Below are 16047 nucleotides of genomic sequence, written 5' to 3'. Positions count from 1 at the left end.
TTCCACAAATCTGCTCCGCTTTCCTACGGGCTTGCGCCGAACTAACTCGGACTTTTGGCCCGAGTGGATTTCGGCACTTCGCTATCCCGCGGGAGTCTCCGCTGATTTGCTCCATATCTTTTATGGATATAATGGAAACACAGGGGCCCACTTCGAATTCACTATATCTCTTAGCGCCGGCGCGCCCAAAGCGTCGTGTAAAAGCTGGTTTCTTTAGTTCAACTTATATAGAAAGGCAGACGATCTCCAATCTATAGAAAGGGTTAGTTAACCCAGTGCAGGTTTAGAGTCTTCACAAAGGGTATAGTAGTAAGAAGATAATTTTAAAGGAGGAATGCTGAACATGAGTCAAACATTCGATGCATTAAAACAAAAGCTTAGTAACGCGGACCTGGGTCAAGCAAAAGAAGTCATGGAGCAAGCCAAACAAGCTTACGATGATGGAAAGATCGATGAAAATGAAAGAAATGAACTTCTGGAATCTGCAAAATCCGTCATTGGCGGCGGCAAAGGTCTCGGCGGGTTATTCTAAAACACTAAATTGAAATGTTCTTTTGGTTAGATCAAATAATCTTTGGCGTACTGCATGTATGCTAAAGGTTATTTTTTTCGGTTAAATTACGGATCCACAAATAAAAGCGAAGATAGACTGTGTTCCATGCTTAGCTTATAGGGGAAGCATATCCATAAATTTTATTCTTTTATATTTTTCAGAGCCTCCCGTTTGCTGAGCGGCATCAACGCATGCTCCAGAACAAATGCTCGGACCCACTCGCCATCAGTTTTCGCATATTCGCGCAAAGCCCAGCCGATTGATTTTTGGATGAAGAAATCTAGAGATGCAGCATGCTGCAGGATGATCTCGCTCAGAACAGCTGTGTCCGTCTGTTGTTTATACTTCAATTGATGAAGAATAGCGGCGCGGTTTGTCCAGATGTTCGGGGCTAGAGACCACTCGATCATGGCATTTGTACCGGCAGTCCGCTCTGTCTGGATAAGGTACCCAAGTGTTCGTGGGGCAATGGAATCGACACTGTCCCACCAGGACTTTGTTTCAATCAACTGGCGAAGAAAAGGCAGCACTTCAAGACTTAACTCTCTTTTCATTTTTTCAAGCAATGCAATGGCCGCATACTGGTATTCGCGTTCCGGAAACCCGTAAATCTTCCACACTTCTTCTGCAATACATTCCGGTTTTGGAAGTTCATACTCCGAAAAAAACTCTTTCAGCAATGCTTTCCGTAAAGGCGTTTTAATGCCGAGAAAGTCAAAGTGATTTCTCATATAGGCGGCCATCGGAATAGCCAATGCTTCGTTTCGATGAACTTCAAATTTCTGGATGAGTGCTTTGTGATCCCATGTTTTCTTCATTGTCGTTTCATCTCCTATTCTTTTTAAAAAGTGCAGTACAGCCTAAAGTACACTATGAAGGAGCAATTGTCTTATTTCTTACCAAAGCGCTTTAAAGTATGTGCTCTATTGCTGTTCCCTGAATTTTAACGTCATATCTGCTAAAGGAATTCTCTTAAAAAAAGACGTTCCTTTTTTTCTATGCTATCATAAAATAATAAAGAAAAATGGAGGCGGGACAATGATTTATGTAGGTTTGACGGGTTGGGGAGACCATCCGGATGTCTATAGCCCAGGCTCAAAGAAAACAGAAAAATTAATTGATTACAGTGCTCATTTTCCAATCGTCGAATTGGATTCTTCTTTTTATGCGGTTCAACCTGAACGGAATATCCGTAAGTGGATCGAGGAGACACCGGAACAGTTTCAGTTTATAGTAAAAGCCTACCAAGGGATGACAGGCCACCAGCGTGGAGAAAACCCCTTTGAAACGCGTGACGAAATGTTTGAAGCATTCAGTAAATCGATACGGCCATTGAAGGAAGCTGGTAAGCTCGGGATGGTGCTGCTTCAGTTTCCGCCTTGGTTTGATTGCCAAAAGGACAATGTCGACCAGCTCCGGGAAATTACCGGACGCCTGGAAGAATTTGATCTGGCGATTGAGTTTCGCCATCAGTCCTGGTACGCCAATGGCATGAGCGAAAAAACGCTGGATTTTCTGCGGGACAATAATCTGATCCATTCGGTCTGCGACGAGCCGCAGGCAGGTGACGGTTCTATTCCGCTGGTTCCGATCTCGTCAAGAAAAGATAAGGTATTGCTGCGTATACATGGCCGAAATGTCCATGGCTGGCTGAATCCAGGGCATGGGCAGAAGTGGCGGGAAGTCCGTTATCTGTATGATTACAATAAAGAAGAGCTTGAGGAAATCAGCCGAGCGGTAAAAACATTGGCTGACACGACTGAACATGTCTATGTAATCTTCAATAATAATTCTGGAGGGCATGCAGCAGGCGATGCCAAAGAGTTCCAGAAAATGAATGAACTGTCGTTTGATGGGCTTTCGTCCAAGCAGATGGATTTATTTGAAGGAGGATTTTGATGGTTTTTTTGATCATGGCGCTTGTCGGAGTGATTTCCGGCATTGTTGGCGCTTTGATAGGTCTTGGTGGAGGCGTTATATTGGTACCGGCTTTACTGTTTCTGGGTACCAGCTTTGCATTTTTTCCCGAGCTTTCACCTCAGAAAATTGTCGGCTTGTCCGTCATCATGATGATTTTTACTGGCCTTTCTTCTACATTAGCTTATATGAAAGTCCGGACGGTCGATTATAAAAGTGGACTTATTTTCTTTGCAGGCAGTGCACCGGGCACAGTGATTGGCGCTTTCGTCAATAAAAACCTGGATTTGCCTTCATTTAATTTGTATTTTGGTATTCTGCTCGTATTGCTGTCCTTGCTGTTGCTTATGCGCGATCGCCTTAAGGCTGTCCGCTGGTTCGTAGACAATGGACGAAAGACAACGTTCACAGATAAACAGAATAAGCAATTCATTTACGGCTATCCCATCTGGTTTGCCTTACTGCTGACCTTTTTTGTGGGATTCGCTTCAGGATTGTTCGGGATCGGCGGCGGCTCGATTATTGTCCCTGCCATGATTCTCTTATTTCTCTTCCCTCCGCACGTGGCAATCGGCACTTCCATGTTTATGGTCTTTTTATCAGCCATTGTCAATTCTGCAACGCATATTTCGCTGGGGCATGTGCCGTGGGTCTATACGCTTGCCGTTGTTCCCGGCGCGTATATCGGTGCAAAAATAGGGGCCAAATTAAACAAACGCCTCAATTCGGAAATGCTGGTGACGATTTTGCGCCTGGTGTTGCTGATACTGGGATTGCGATCGATTTACGAAGGAATATTCAGTTCTTAAAGAGGTGTTTTCATGAGCGAAACTATTCATATTTACCATACGAATGATCTGCATAGCCATTTTACAAATTGGCCGCGCATCAAGTCTTTTTTAGCTGAGCGGAAAAGATGGCATGAAGAAGAAGGGGACGTCTGTCTGATTTTGGATATTGGTGACCATGTCGACCGTTCGCATCCTTATACTGAAGGCACGGCAGGAAAAGGCAATGTGCTGCTATTGAACGAAGCGGAATATGATGCCGTTACGATCGGCAATAATGAGGGCATCACCCTGTCTAAAGAAGAGCTGAATGACTTATACGTCCAGGCCGATTTTGAAGTGGTAGTATCGAATCTATTTGATTTTCAAGGCAACCGTCCGATATGGGCAAAGCCTTCCCATATAATTCGTACGATGAATGGAACCCGTATCGGGCTGGTCGGTGCGACTGCAGAATTTACTCCATTCTACCGCAAATTGGGCTGGCAGATAACAGACGCGAAAGAGTCGATCATCCAGGCAGTAAAAGAAATTGAAGGACAGGTCGATCTGATTATCTGTCTGTCGCATCTTGGCATCAAAGAAGATGAATTGTTGGCAGAGCTTTGCCCACAGATCAACATCATCCTGGGAGCCCATACGCACCACGTTTTCCATGAAGGAAAATGGCTGGGAGATACACTGCTTGGTGCTGCGGGGAAATTCGGCTTTTACATTGGCCAGATTACTGTAGAGGAGAAGTTCGGTAAATCCTCAGCGCAGCTGATTGAGACTTCCAGGTTGCGTGAAGTGGAAAAAGGCTTTGATGATTTTTTGGTGGAGCAAGGGAAAAACCAGATGGATGAGCTGGTTTTTCAAAGTACAAAACTTCTGAAAGCTGAGTGGTTTAAGGATTCCGAACTTGGTGCTTTATTCGGAAAAGCGCTGATAGAGTTTGCCGGAGCAGACTGTGCTTTGTTCAATGCAGGAATCTTTATGGAAGACATGCCGAAAGGTGCCCTGACACGCTATGATTTCCACAAAATGCTGCCGCACCCCATTAACCCCTGCCTTGTCGAATTAAGTGGAGCGGAATTGAAGGAAATCTACCTGCAATCCCTGAATTCGGAATGGCCACAGCTCGAGTTGAAAGGAATGGGATTCCGGGGTGTAGTATTCGGCAAAATGATTCATATGAATATGGAGATCATCGAACACCGATTTTACATCAATGGACAAGTGGCGGTGCACGATCGAATTTATCGCTTGATCACTTTGGACATGCTGACGTTCGGCTATTTTTTCCCAAGCTTGAAAAGAGCTGCGAAAACGTATTTCATGCCTGAGTTTCTGAGGGATGTCTTCAGTCAGTATTTTCATAGCAAAGCCTTGAAGTAGAGGGAATGTTCAGAGTATATCCGCATTTGATTTTGTTTTAATTTTGAGCTATGCTAACAAAGAAATATATATTGGTGGGTAGAGGCTGCAGAACTGATCAGTAGGATGCGCGAGTTTGACCGCGTTGAACGCATCTGAAAGGGAGTTTTGCCGAAATTCATTTTCCGAGGTCTAAGGAAATGGATTGGGGTCATTCTGAACAAGAATGTCACTGTCATTTAAGCGCAAGCTAAAATGGAGAGCTACAGGGTTGTTTGATGTTTACCGCACAGACGAATTGTAGAAGGCTGACTTATCCAACTGGAGAGGTCGGCTTTTTTTTTCTCATTTTTCACCCATCAAAAACTAGGAGGAAGATTCATGGAGAATACGATTTTTTCGATTTTGCCGCCGATCATCGCCATCGTAATGGTGTTGCTGACTCGCCGCGTATTGTTATCGCTCGGTACGGGTATTGTTGCGGCAGCAGTAATTCTGACATGGTTTGCACCAATTGCAGCCTTGCAGGAGCTAGTCACATCATTCGCTATCATTTTTTGGGACGGAGGCTTTAACGCCTATAATGTCTTTATCATTCTTTTTCTGTTATTGCTGGGCATCATTACAGCATTCGTCAGCCTGTCGGGAGGAAGCCATGCTTTTGCTGAATGGGCTTCTACACGCATTAAGTCCCGCAGAGGAGCAAAAGTTCTGACAGTGGTTTTGGGCATGGCCATCTTCATCGATGACTATTTCAATGCACTCGCAGTCGGGCAAGTAGCGCGTCCGATTACGGACCGTTACAAAGTATCACGTGCGAAACTTGCATACTTCATCGATTCGACTGCTGCACCGGTCTGTGTGGTCTCTCCAGTATCGAGCTGGGGTGCTGCCATCATCGGTATCATTGCAACCATCTTAGCCGGCCAGACCTTCGTGGAATATTCCGCGCTGGAAGCTTTTCTTTGGATGGCACCAATGAACTTCTATGTTGTCGCTTCATTGGCTATCGTCTTCTTTGTCGCTATACGTGATGTCGATTTTGGAGAGATGAAGAAACACGAAGTGTTGGCGATCACCAAAGGACAGCTTTTTGATCCTGAAAAAACGATCCCCGGTGAAATGAAAGAAGATTTTCCGTCGCATACTCACGGACATATGAGAGACTTGTTGCTTCCGATTCTTTTGTTGATTATCGGAACGGTAGGTGCGATGATTTGGACTGGCTATCAAAATGCCGGACAAGTATTCGATATCTGGCTGATTTTCGAAAATACCGATGTACCTGCTTCTTTATTGGCCGGAGGGATATTAGGGGCACTGACTTCGATTATCCTTTATGCGATGCAAATCAAGAGCAATAAAAAAGCCAATGCCGGTTGGATCGGTAAAGGTATTTGGGCAGGCATTAAATCAATGATGGGCGCAGTGCTGATTTTGATATTTGCCTGGTCGCTGACTTCTTTGATCGGATCGCTCGAAACGGGTACGTATTTGGCTGGAGTGGTTTCTGAAGGTAACGTTCCTACAGCCATTCTGCCGGTGCTATTATTTGTCTTAGCTGGTGTTATGGCGTTCTCTACAGGAACATCATGGGGATCATTCGGTATCCTTTTGCCGATTGCTGGGACAATCATGATCGAAGCGGAACCATCATTGCTGTTGCCTGCTTTATCAGCTGTTCTGGCCGGTGCTGTCTTTGGAGATCATTGTTCACCGATTTCCGATACGACGATCCTGTCATCAACAGGAGCCGGAAGCAATCATATGGATCACGTGTTGACACAGATCCCTTATGCTTTAACGGCTGCTGGAATTGCTTCTATAGGGTATATAGTCATAGGTTTCACTGGTTCCTTGCTGATTTCTTTAGGCGTAGTCTTAGTGGTACTTGCAGTGCTGTTCCTCGTCTGGTCACAACGGACAACTATTATTGAAAAACAACAAAATGCATAAAGAAAACAAGGCAGAGAAGCTAATTCTCTGCCTTTTTACTTTTGTCGCAATAGTTTTTTTGAAATATATCGCGAATTCATCTTTACTTTGAGGGGACTGCTCGGTATACTATTTTTAGATTAACTAATAATCTGAAAACATTCAAAATTCCTATTTTTATGTAAATAAAATGGGAGAAAACAAAGGGGGAAGAGAGATGGAACGTTCGCAATGGGGTACACGTGCCGGCTTTATTATGGCTGCCGTCGGCTCTGCAGTAGGTTTAGGGAACATTTGGCGTTTTCCATATGTTGCGTATGAAAATGGCGGGGGTGCATTTTTCATACCGTATCTTTTTGCATTATTGACTGCAGGGATACCGATTCTAATACTTGAATTTACCATTGGCCATAAGTACCGTGGCTCAGCACCGTTATCATTCTTCAGAATGGGCGGAAAGAAATTGGAATGGCTTGGATGGTGGGCCGTTTTCGTGTCCTTTGTCATATCTGTATACTATGCTGTTATTATCGCCTGGGCAATGCGCTATACTATATTCTCATTCAACCAGGCATGGGGTACAGATACACAGGACTTCTTGTTCAATGAATTTCTTCAGCTGACAGTTCAACCAGGACAAACTGGCGGAATTGTGTGGGGTGTATTTATTCCTTTGGCTCTGGTATGGATCATTACATTAGGAATCCTGCTTGCTGGAGTCAAAAAAGGTATCGAAATGGCTAACCGCATTTTCATACCGACCTTACTGATCATTTTCTTCGCAGTAGTGGTTCGGGCTGTTACATTAGATGGAGCTTTAGTAGGATTGGAAGCGTTCTTCCAGCCGAATTTCGAAGCTATAATGGATCCATCGGTTTGGGTGGCAGCCTATGGGCATATTTTCTTCAGTTTGTCTGTAGCTTTTGCCATCATGATCACTTACTCCAGTTATCTGCCTAAAAAGTCGGATATCACGAACAACGCATTCATCACTGGATTTGCCAACTCGAGTTTTGAGCTGCTTGCCGGTATCGGTATTTTTGCCGCCCTTGGTTTTATGGCCTCTCAACAGGGAGTGGCGGTCGGTGACGTTGCTACAGCTGGTGTAGGATTAGCATTTGTGGTTTTCCCACAGATCATCAATGAGTTTCCCGGCTTTAACGGCTTGTTCGGATTCTTGTTCTTCTTGTCTTTAACGCTGGCCGGATTGACATCACTGATTTCAATTACGGAAACCTATGTTGCTGGATTCTCTGAGAAGTTTGGTATTTCCCGTAAAAAGGCAGTGCTTTTCGGAGGCGGTATTGCGGCTTTGATTTCCATTCTATTTGCTACACAGGGTGGTTTGTACTTCTTGGATCTTGCGGATTACTTCATCAACCAATTCGGTGTTGCCGCGATCGGTCTTGTGGAAGTTGTGCTGGTCATCTGGGTATTCCGTAAAGCGGATCTTCTCAAGGGACATGCCAACGAAATCTCAGACATCCACTTGGGTGCTTGGTGGAAGTTCAGTCTGGGAATCATCACGCCAATCGTTTTAGGCTACATGATGTTCGGGTTGCTTAGACTCAATATCCTGAAAGAGTTTGATACAGAAACCGGAAACTATGAAGGATATTCTGATATGTTCACTTTATCAGGCGGTGTGGCAGTAGCTGCAGCTGCACTGATCTTCGGAATTATCATCTCTCTTGGGAAATGGCATAAAGAGCAGGGAGAATACGACGAACGCAATTAAAAGGAGGAGCTTCATATGACTATGAGTTCAATTGTAGTAATGATTATCGGTATGGTCATCATTTGGGGCGGCTTAGCTGCCAGCATCATTCATGCAATCAGCAGCAGCAAAAAGAACAAAGCAAGAGACGCTGCAGATAACGTATAATTTACAAGCCCGGAAACCTCAAGTTTCCGGGCTTTTTCATGTTTTTAAAGCTATAGGGGAACTTGTGAGGAGTAGGTTTATATGATACATTTGGAACAGAACCGGATTCCATACATAAATCAGATAGATAGGGGACGATGTGCGTGTCAACAAAGCAGGAACATCTCAGAAAGCCCGATTGGTTAAAGATTAAACTCAACACCAATGAAAACTATACGGATTTAAAAAAAATGATGCGGGAAAACAATCTCAATACGGTTTGTGAAGAAGCGAAATGTCCGAATATCCATGAATGCTGGGGCACTCGGAGAACTGCTACATTTATGATTCTCGGCGCTGTTTGTACGAGAGCCTGCCGTTTTTGTGCAGTAAAAACAGGATTGCCGAATGAATTGGATCTCCAGGAACCGGAACGCGTGGCGGCTTCTGTAAAAATGATGAACCTGAAACATGCAGTCATCACTGCGGTAGCGAGGGACGATTTGAAAGACGGGGGTTCAGCGGTCTTTGCCGAAACCATCCGGGCGATCAAACGCGCCAATCCGTTTACAACTGTTGAAGTCCTTCCGTCTGATATGGGTGGAATCTACGAAAATCTGGAACGGTTGATGGATGCAAAACCGGATATTTTGAATCACAATATCGAAACAGTCCGTCGCTTGACTCCAAGAGTAAGAGCACGCGCTAAATACGATCGTTCACTTGAGCTTTTGAAGCGTTCGAAAGAGCTGCATCCGGAAATTCCGACGAAATCTTCTCTGATGATCGGTTTAGGCGAAACGAAAGAAGAGATTATTGAAGTTATGGATGACCTGCGTGCAAATGATGTCGATATTATGACAATTGGCCAATACCTCCAGCCTTCTAAAAAACATTTGAACGTACAAAAATATTATTCGCCGAAGGAATTTAAGGAATTCTGGGAAATTGCGATGACTAAAGGATTCTCGCATTGCCAGGCAGGCCCTCTAGTCCGAAGCAGCTATCATGCGGATGAGCAAGTCAATGCAGCTGCGAAAGAGCGCCAGCGCCTCGGAGAAGAGCAAGCAGCTGCTATAAACAGCTAATGGATGGTGAGATAAGTGATCACATTGGATCAGTGGAATTATGACATATTAATCGATTACCGGGAAGGCTTCCAAGAGGAGGCAATAACCGCGCGTTTCAGCGAAATCTTATCCAAATATGATTATATTTTGGGAGATTGGGGCTATGGACAACTGCGGTTAAAAGGCTTTTTTGAAGATACTAACCATAAAGCGACTTACGATACAAAAATCAGCACATTACAGGACTACCTTTATGAATACTGCAATTTTGGCTGTGCTTATTTTGTCATAAAGAAAGTCGGTAAAGCAGCACCTCCGATTGAAGTAATAGAAGAGCAGGCCCCCGAAGCGGATGTTTAATCCGCCGGGGGTTTTTTTCGTGCATTATGATATGATAAAGGAAGTAATGAAAGATTTTCAAACGCCTATTGGAGGGTTTTTTTATGTATTTTATTGACCGCAGCAAAATAACTGAAACGATTCAGTACATGAATTCCTTATTGGAATTTTACGAAAGCAACGAGCAGTGGACAACAGTTGGGGAGCAGCTTGCACTGGAGCGTGCAGGTGCGAACCTTATCGAATCGATGATCGATGTCGGGAACTCGATGATTGACGGTTTCATCATGCGCGACCCTGGAAGCTATGATGACATCATCGATATTTTAGTGGATGAAAAAGTGATTACAGAAGAAATGGATCAACCGCTGAAACAAGTTATTGCATTGCGGAAAATGTTGGTTCGGGAATTTATGAAAGTGGATCACCAGGCAATTACAAATGCAATCGATGAGAATCTGGAGTCGTTGAAGGCATTCGGACCAAAAGTTGAGCATTATCTAGTTCACGAGTTAGGACCGGTTTCGGCATTTATACCGGAAGCGAACGATGGCAACTAGAAAAGAATATCGAGCCTATTGCCTGGATTTGGATGGGACAGTTTATCGGGGAACTGAAGCAGTTGAAGAGGCGGCTGAATTTATCGGACGTCTCCAGAAAAAAGGGATTGACCCTTTTTTCATCACCAATAATGCTTCGATGACCCAGCAGCAATTGCAGGAGAAGATGGCTGGTTTCGGAATCACAGCAAAAAGAGAACGCATCATGTCTTCAGCAATTGCCGCTGCAAAATACATCAACCGCTGGTATCCGGGACGCACAGTCTACATGATAGGATCTGATGGGCTGGATCAGGCGCTGCACCAGGAAGGACTTAAACGAGTAGAGAAGGAGGCAGGGATCGTGTTGATGGGAATCGACCGGAATATCACCTACGATAAATTGGCGACTGCCTGTCTGGAGATCCGAAAAGGTGCCGTCTTCTTATCGACTAACCAGGACTTGGCTTTTCCTTCTGAAAAAGGATTTTTGCCAGGCAACGGGGCGTTTACCACATTGGTGTCCGCTTCGACAGACGTAGATCCCGTCTATATCGGTAAGCCTGAAATTCATATGCTGGAAGCGATCCAGCACGAGTCCGGATTTCAGAAGAGCGAGATGGTGATGATCGGGGACAATTACGATACGGATATCCAAGCGGGAATCCGCTTTGGAATCGACACGATCCATGTCAACACGGGTGTCAGCCGGATGGAAACCGTATTGGAAAAAGAGCATCCTCCGAGCTTCGCGATTGAAAACCTTGGATTTTGGGAATTATAAATAGAGGCAGGCATGTGAAACAACAAAGCCCGGCAGAACGACAAAAAATCGTCTTGCTGGGCTTCGTGTTATCAACAGGCTATAGAGCTGTCTATTCTCCGGACAGCAAAAAAAGCCGTTTTTCAACGGCTTAAAATAAGGGGTTTTCCTCTATGAATTCATAGACTTTTTTTGTCAGCTCTTCAGGGGATTCCGCTTCAACGATTTCTCCATTTACCAAGGCATAAAGAGACTCGGAACATTTTGTGCAATAGCTTAAACAGCCGTATTCCAAAACATCAAGATTTGGGTCCCGTTCGAGTTTTTCAAAAGAATCCTGTGCGCCATTGGCGATATTACTGATGCAAAATTCAACAATCGGTTTCATTCTAAGTCACCTCACTACAACGAAATCCTACCTTTTTTCGAGGCTGGAGTCAATTAATTGATTTCTAGCGAAAGCATTGTGAAAGTTATCACAATCAGCTATACTCATATGTGAGAAATTGATGAGACAGATGAAAGTTAAAGGAGATTTTTATGCGAAAATTAGTCTTACTTGGTGGCGGTTACGGGAATATGCGGATTTTGCTTCGTTTGTTGCCAACCAGCCTTCCACAAGATGTCGAAATTATTTTAATTGACCGTACGCCCTTCCACAGCATGAAGACAGAATTCTATGCTTTGGCAGCCGGTACAGAGTCGGACCAGGAAGTCCGCGTTCCTTTCCCTGAGCATGAGCGGTTAACGGTCGTAAACGGTGAAATACTGGAAATCGGGCTTCAGGAAAAATGTATTTTCATGGAGAATGGTGACCGCATTGCATACGACGATTTAGTGATCGGCTTGGGTTGTGAAGACAAATATCACAATGTACCGGGAGCGGATGAGTTTACTTACAGCATCCAGACAATCGGCAAATCACGTGCTACTTATCAGGCTCTGCTTGGCTTGCCTTCAGGTGCGGTGGTAGGCGTAGTGGGAGCAGGGCTCAGCGGAATTGAACTTGCCAGCGAATTGCGGGAAAGCCGCAGTGATTTGAAAATCAAGCTGTTTGACCGAAGCCCCCGGATCCTTCGTGACTTTCCAGAGCGCTTGAGTAACTTCGTCAAAAAATGGTTTGAAAATCATAATGTCGACGTGGTCTCGAATTCCAATATCACACAAGTGGAGCCGAATATGCTCCATAACCACGAAGAGACGATTTCAGTGGATGCTGTTGTTTGGACAGCAGGTATCCAACCGGTCAAGCCAGTGCGTGATCTAGGTCTTGAAAGTGATGCCAGCGGACGTGTGGTCATCAACCAATACCATCAATTGCCGAACGACGAGCATGTTTATGTAGTGGGAGATTGTGCGGCATTGCCGATGGCGCCTTCTGCACAGTTGGCGGAAGAACAGGCAGAACAGATCGTCAAAGTATTGAAATCCACATGGAAAGGCGAGGAATTGCCTGAAACCATGCCGGAGATCAAGCTGAAAGGTTTCCTTGGTTCTCTTGGCAAAAAGCAAGGCTTCGCTTATTTGGCGGATCGTACCGTTACAGGCCGCATTGCCCGTCTGATGAAATCAGGCGTATTATGGATGTATAAATGGCATAACGGATAATAAGAAAAAGCGCTCAATTAAGAGCGCTTTTTCTTATTTTACTTCTGCAAATCCATGCTTTTCAAGTTCACGGTAGACTGGTTTCAATTGTACGTAGCCTTCACCGACAACTTCTCCTTCGACCAATACCAGCGGATAAAAGAATTCGTCGTCCAATATACGCTGCGCATAGTCTTTCTGGTGCTCAAGTGTGAGAGATTTCTCAATGTCGATATAGGTAATTGAAAATGGCTGATCCTTGTATTTCCTTGAGATGGCGGCTTCCAGCCATTCATATGTGTCGATTGAAGAGGGTGCATTGACACAACTAGCACAGATTACATCGGTTCCGTAGACTTCAATGGATACTTCTTTCTGCATAATTTTGAACCTCCTGTGAATTCATTAGTGGCTTTTTCTTTCTAATCACATTATAATGATTATAATGAAAGGAGTCGATATAAATGACTGAAGCTTTGATTGAAGATCAAGTAATGGAAGTCTTAGATAAATTACGTCCATTCCTTTTGCGTGACGGGGGAGACTGTGAACTTGTTGATGTAGAAGATGGTATCGTAAAACTTCGTCTGCTCGGTGCATGCGGAAGCTGCCCAAGCTCGACAATTACATTAAAAGCAGGGATTGAACGTGCGTTAGTGGAAGAAGTTCCTGGTATAGTAGAAGTAGAACAAGTATTTTAATGCCAAGGGACCTTTTAAGGTCCCTTTTTCTGTATAAAGTAAACGTACTCGTGCTATAACATTAGATTTTATGGAGTAACCAGGATGATGCAGCTCCAAATTAAATATTTCACTTTACCTGGCTGTTCGAAGGTGGACGACTTGAATAATAGTGGAAATGATTGCTATGATAAATGATAAGGATGGTGATTGAATTGACAGAAGTAGTTGAAATTACAGAAGCAGCCTCATTCCAGGTAAAAGAGATGATGCGCCATAACGAGGAGGAAGGATCCTTCTTGCGTGTTGCTGTAAAAGGCGGTGGATGCAGCGGTTTAACATATGGTATGGGATTTGAACAATCTAAAGGTGAAGAAGATGATCTTTACGAGCAGTTCGGAGTCCCGATACTTATCGCGAAAGAAGATGCTCCGATTTTAAAAGGGACAGTCGTTGACTATAAACAGTCATTGATGGGAGGCGGCTTTACGATTGAAAATCCGAATGCCATCGCTTCATGTGGCTGTGGAACTTCATTCCGTACCGCCAAAAAAGCAGGAACTCCAGAGAATTGTTAAAAGTCGGTCACAAACCGGCTTTTTTGTTGTGGATAAGTCTGCGATAAACGCAATAACCGGTTGAAATCATATGGTATAAGGTCTAATATAGAGTGTAGATGTTTATCGGTGCGTCAAGGTTTTACCGCTTTGTCGATAATCGATTAAAAAATGACTTGAAGGTGGTTGCGATTGTATTGAAAAGACCGTCAATATTAGTATTAGGAGCAGGTTATGGTGGATTGACTACTGTAGTGAACCTGCAAAAAGTTCTTGGCACAGATGCTGCGGACATTACATTGATCAATAAAAACGAATACCATTATGAAAGCACATGGCTGCATGAAGCAGCAGCAGGAACTTTGCTTCCTGAACAGGTGCGTTACGATATTAAAGACGTTATCGACAGCGTTAAAGTGAAATTTGTGCAAGCAACTGTTGAAGCAATCGATGTAGTCGGCAAGAAAGTCACTACAGACAATGGCGAATTTACATACGATTATATTGTCATTGCACTAGGCTTTGAAGGCGAGACTTTCGGCATTGAAGGCCTCGACAAATATGCCTTGTCAATTGCGAACGTAAAAGCTGCACGTTATATCCGTGAGCACATTGAATTCCAATTTGCTACATGGTCTGCAGAACCAGTAAAAGATGACAGCCGTCTGACAATTATCGTCGGTGGAGCTGGATTCACTGGAATCGAATTCCTTGGGGAATTAGCTAACCGTGTACCTGAACTGTGTAAAGAGTTTGATGTGCCACGTGAAAAAGTTCGGGTTGTTTGTGTGGAAGCTGCACCAATGGTATTGCCTGGCTTCGATCCGGAGCTTGTCAACTATGCAGTGGGCCATTTAGAGTCTAAAGGAATCGAATTCTCCATCGGTACACCGGTTGTTGAAGCGACTCCAGAAGGCGTTAAAATCAAAAAAGGCGATGATGAGTTTGAATTCATCAAAGCTGGTACAGTCGTTTGGGCTGCAGGCGTACGCGGCAACCGATTGATTGAAGCGACTCCGATCGAAAACATGCGTGCCCGCGTGAAAGTCGAAAATGATTTACGTGCTCCAGGATACGATGATGTTTTCATTATCGGTGACTGTGCATTGATGATCAACGAAGAAACGAATCGCCCGTACCCACCAACTGCACAGATCGCTATGCAACAGGGTGAAAGCGTTGCGAAGAACTTAAAAGCATTGATTAATGAGGAAACAACTATTGAATTTGTTCCTGACCTCAAAGGAACGGTTTGCTCCCTTGGTGATGATGATGCTATCGGTGTTGTTTTCGGTAAGAAAGTTACAGGCAAACGAGCGTCATTCATGAAGAAAATGATCGATAATCGTGCATTGCTCATGATCGGCGGACCTATGCTGGTATTGAAAAAAGGTAAATTCAACGTTCTGTAAGCTGGATGAACCAAGCTCCCTTAGCGGGGAGCTTTTTTGATAGCTTCAGTACGATATATTAAATCGCTTCATAATTTACCATTCAAGCCTCCGGTGCATTTGCTGGAGGCTTGTCTGTTTTAAAAGGGGGATATGGTGGTGGCAAATACGAAACGTGGAAATGTTTGGTTGGGAGCAGCTGGGCTGGTGGTGAACTCCAAAGGGCAATGGCTGGTGGTCAAAAAAAGGTATGGCGGCTTGCATGGGAAGTGGTCGCTGCCCGCTGGATTTGTACAAGGTTTTGAAACGATTGACGAGGCGGTTCTAAGGGAAGTAAAAGAAGAAACCGGGATTGACTGTGAGCTGAAGGGAATGATCGGTTTTCGTTCAGGAGTCATCCGCGAAGAAATCAGCGACAATATGGCGATTTTCTTATTGAAGGCAGAGAGCGAAGAGCAACCCATTGTTGCGCAATTATCTGAACTGTATTTGGCGGACTGGGTGTCGCCGGCAGACTTATCAAGCGATACAGAAGCTTCCGTCATGCTGCATGAAATGGCTTCTTATGTTCTGGAAGAAGGGTTGGAGGCGATCGAGGATGTAGATCCCGGCAAACTCTTCGGCTATTCCGCATACAAACTGTTTTTTAAAAAATAGAGGATTAAAAAGAAATAAAGAGTAAATAACAGAAAAAAGCGCTTGTTACCG

19 protein-coding genes and 1 riboswitch are annotated in these 16047 nt (G+C 44.2%); of the genes, 16 read left to right on the top strand and 3 right to left on the bottom strand.

Going from position 1 to position 16047, the window contains the following annotated elements; translation table 11 throughout:
* Positions 1 to 343: 343 nt before the first annotated feature.
* Positions 344 to 532: a hypothetical protein gene (locus tag Q0785_RS15590; RefSeq protein WP_223641890.1), complete on the top strand. Its 189-nt coding sequence runs from the start codon at positions 344 to 346 to the stop codon at positions 530 to 532.
* 161 nt (positions 533 to 693) lie between these two features.
* Here Q0785_RS15590 and Q0785_RS15585 read toward each other — a convergent pair whose 3' ends face one another.
* Positions 694 to 1371, bottom strand: coding sequence for a DNA alkylation repair protein (locus tag Q0785_RS15585; protein ID WP_298831881.1), 678 nt, complete (start codon positions 1369 to 1371; stop codon positions 694 to 696).
* Positions 1372 to 1591: 220 nt separating this feature from the next.
* Between Q0785_RS15585 and Q0785_RS15580 the strand changes: the two genes are divergently transcribed.
* The 10 genes from Q0785_RS15580 to Q0785_RS15535 all read left to right on the top strand — a co-directional run bounded on the left by Q0785_RS15580 (position 1592) and on the right by Q0785_RS15535 (position 11145).
* Positions 1592 to 2452 (top strand): DUF72 domain-containing protein, encoded by an 861-nt coding sequence (locus tag Q0785_RS15580; RefSeq protein WP_298831878.1) that lies wholly within the window; start codon positions 1592 to 1594, stop codon positions 2450 to 2452.
* Positions 2452 to 3279 carry a sulfite exporter TauE/SafE family protein gene (locus Q0785_RS15575; RefSeq protein WP_298831875.1) on the top strand — a complete coding sequence of 276 codons (828 nt, stop codon included), beginning with the start codon at positions 2452 to 2454 and terminating at the stop codon, positions 3277 to 3279. Before Q0785_RS15580 ends, Q0785_RS15575 begins: the two co-directional genes overlap by 1 nt.
* 12 nt (positions 3280 to 3291) lie before the next feature.
* The gene (locus Q0785_RS15570) at positions 3292 to 4635 is read left to right on the top strand and encodes a bifunctional UDP-sugar hydrolase/5'-nucleotidase (protein ID WP_298831872.1); all 1344 of its coding nucleotides are present in this window, start codon (positions 3292 to 3294) and stop codon (positions 4633 to 4635) included.
* Between the two features lie 71 nt (positions 4636 to 4706).
* Positions 4707 to 4888: riboswitch (Lysine riboswitch) on the top strand.
* Between the two features lie 107 nt (positions 4889 to 4995).
* Positions 4996 to 6570 carry a Na+/H+ antiporter NhaC family protein gene (locus Q0785_RS15565; RefSeq protein ID WP_298831869.1) on the top strand — a complete coding sequence of 525 codons (1575 nt, stop codon included), beginning with the start codon at positions 4996 to 4998 and terminating at the stop codon, positions 6568 to 6570.
* A gap of 196 nt (positions 6571 to 6766) precedes the next feature.
* Positions 6767 to 8287 carry a sodium-dependent transporter gene (locus Q0785_RS15560; RefSeq protein WP_298831866.1) on the top strand — a complete coding sequence of 507 codons (1521 nt, stop codon included), beginning with the start codon at positions 6767 to 6769 and terminating at the stop codon, positions 8285 to 8287.
* A gap of 15 nt (positions 8288 to 8302) precedes the next feature.
* Positions 8303 to 8434 carry a methionine/alanine import family NSS transporter small subunit gene (locus Q0785_RS15555; RefSeq protein WP_223641911.1) on the top strand — a complete coding sequence of 44 codons (132 nt, stop codon included), beginning with the start codon at positions 8303 to 8305 and terminating at the stop codon, positions 8432 to 8434.
* A 143-nt stretch (positions 8435 to 8577) separates the two neighbouring features.
* Positions 8578 to 9501, top strand: coding sequence for a lipoyl synthase (gene lipA, locus Q0785_RS15550; RefSeq protein ID WP_223641927.1), 924 nt, complete (start codon positions 8578 to 8580; stop codon positions 9499 to 9501).
* Between the two features lie 15 nt (positions 9502 to 9516).
* Positions 9517 to 9843, top strand: coding sequence for a YutD-like domain-containing protein (locus Q0785_RS15545; RefSeq protein WP_223641929.1), 327 nt, complete (start codon positions 9517 to 9519; stop codon positions 9841 to 9843).
* A gap of 83 nt (positions 9844 to 9926) precedes the next feature.
* Positions 9927 to 10382: a DUF86 domain-containing protein gene (locus tag Q0785_RS15540; RefSeq protein WP_298831858.1), complete on the top strand. Its 456-nt coding sequence runs from the start codon at positions 9927 to 9929 to the stop codon at positions 10380 to 10382.
* Positions 10372 to 11145, top strand: coding sequence for a TIGR01457 family HAD-type hydrolase (locus Q0785_RS15535; RefSeq protein ID WP_298831855.1), 774 nt, complete (start codon positions 10372 to 10374; stop codon positions 11143 to 11145). Before Q0785_RS15540 ends, Q0785_RS15535 begins: the two co-directional genes overlap by 11 nt.
* A gap of 130 nt (positions 11146 to 11275) precedes the next feature.
* On the opposite strand, the gene Q0785_RS15530 is transcribed toward Q0785_RS15535, so the two are convergent.
* Positions 11276 to 11512: a YuzB family protein gene (locus tag Q0785_RS15530; RefSeq protein ID WP_223641936.1), complete on the bottom strand. Its 237-nt coding sequence runs from the start codon at positions 11510 to 11512 to the stop codon at positions 11276 to 11278.
* Positions 11513 to 11664: 152 nt separating this feature from the next.
* On the opposite strand from Q0785_RS15530, the gene Q0785_RS15525 reads away from it, so the two are divergent.
* Positions 11665 to 12732: an NAD(P)/FAD-dependent oxidoreductase gene (locus Q0785_RS15525; RefSeq protein ID WP_298831850.1), complete on the top strand. Its 1068-nt coding sequence runs from the start codon at positions 11665 to 11667 to the stop codon at positions 12730 to 12732.
* Positions 12733 to 12765: 33 nt separating this feature from the next.
* On the opposite strand, the gene Q0785_RS15520 is transcribed toward Q0785_RS15525, so the two are convergent.
* Positions 12766 to 13092 (bottom strand): YuzD family protein, encoded by a 327-nt coding sequence (locus Q0785_RS15520; RefSeq protein ID WP_298831847.1) that lies wholly within the window; start codon positions 13090 to 13092, stop codon positions 12766 to 12768.
* 83 nt (positions 13093 to 13175) lie between these two features.
* On the opposite strand from Q0785_RS15520, the gene Q0785_RS15515 reads away from it, so the two are divergent.
* The 4 genes from Q0785_RS15515 (at position 13176) to Q0785_RS15500 (ending at position 15996) form a co-directional block, all read left to right on the top strand.
* Entirely contained in the window at positions 13176 to 13412 is a 237-nt protein-coding gene (locus Q0785_RS15515; RefSeq protein ID WP_142828952.1) for a NifU family protein, read from the top strand.
* 194 nt (positions 13413 to 13606) lie between these two features.
* Complete coding sequence (locus tag Q0785_RS15510) at positions 13607 to 13969, top strand: iron-sulfur cluster assembly accessory protein (RefSeq protein ID WP_223641942.1); 363 nt, start codon at positions 13607 to 13609, stop codon at positions 13967 to 13969.
* A 176-nt stretch (positions 13970 to 14145) separates the two neighbouring features.
* On the top strand, positions 14146 to 15360 hold the full coding sequence (locus tag Q0785_RS15505) for an NAD(P)/FAD-dependent oxidoreductase (protein WP_298832308.1): 1215 nt from the start codon (positions 14146 to 14148) through the stop codon (positions 15358 to 15360).
* 138 nt (positions 15361 to 15498) lie between these two features.
* A complete protein-coding gene (locus tag Q0785_RS15500) occupies positions 15499 to 15996 on the top strand; it encodes an NUDIX hydrolase (protein WP_298831840.1) in 498 nt (165 codons plus the stop codon).
* The last annotated feature ends 51 nt before the right edge of the window (positions 15997 to 16047 follow it).

The organism is uncultured Planococcus sp. (assembly GCF_947501725.1).
In the GTDB taxonomy this organism is placed as follows: domain Bacteria; phylum Bacillota; class Bacilli; order Bacillales_A; family Planococcaceae; genus Planococcus; species Planococcus donghaensis_C.
This window is presented reverse-complemented; position numbering and strand designations above follow the sequence as displayed.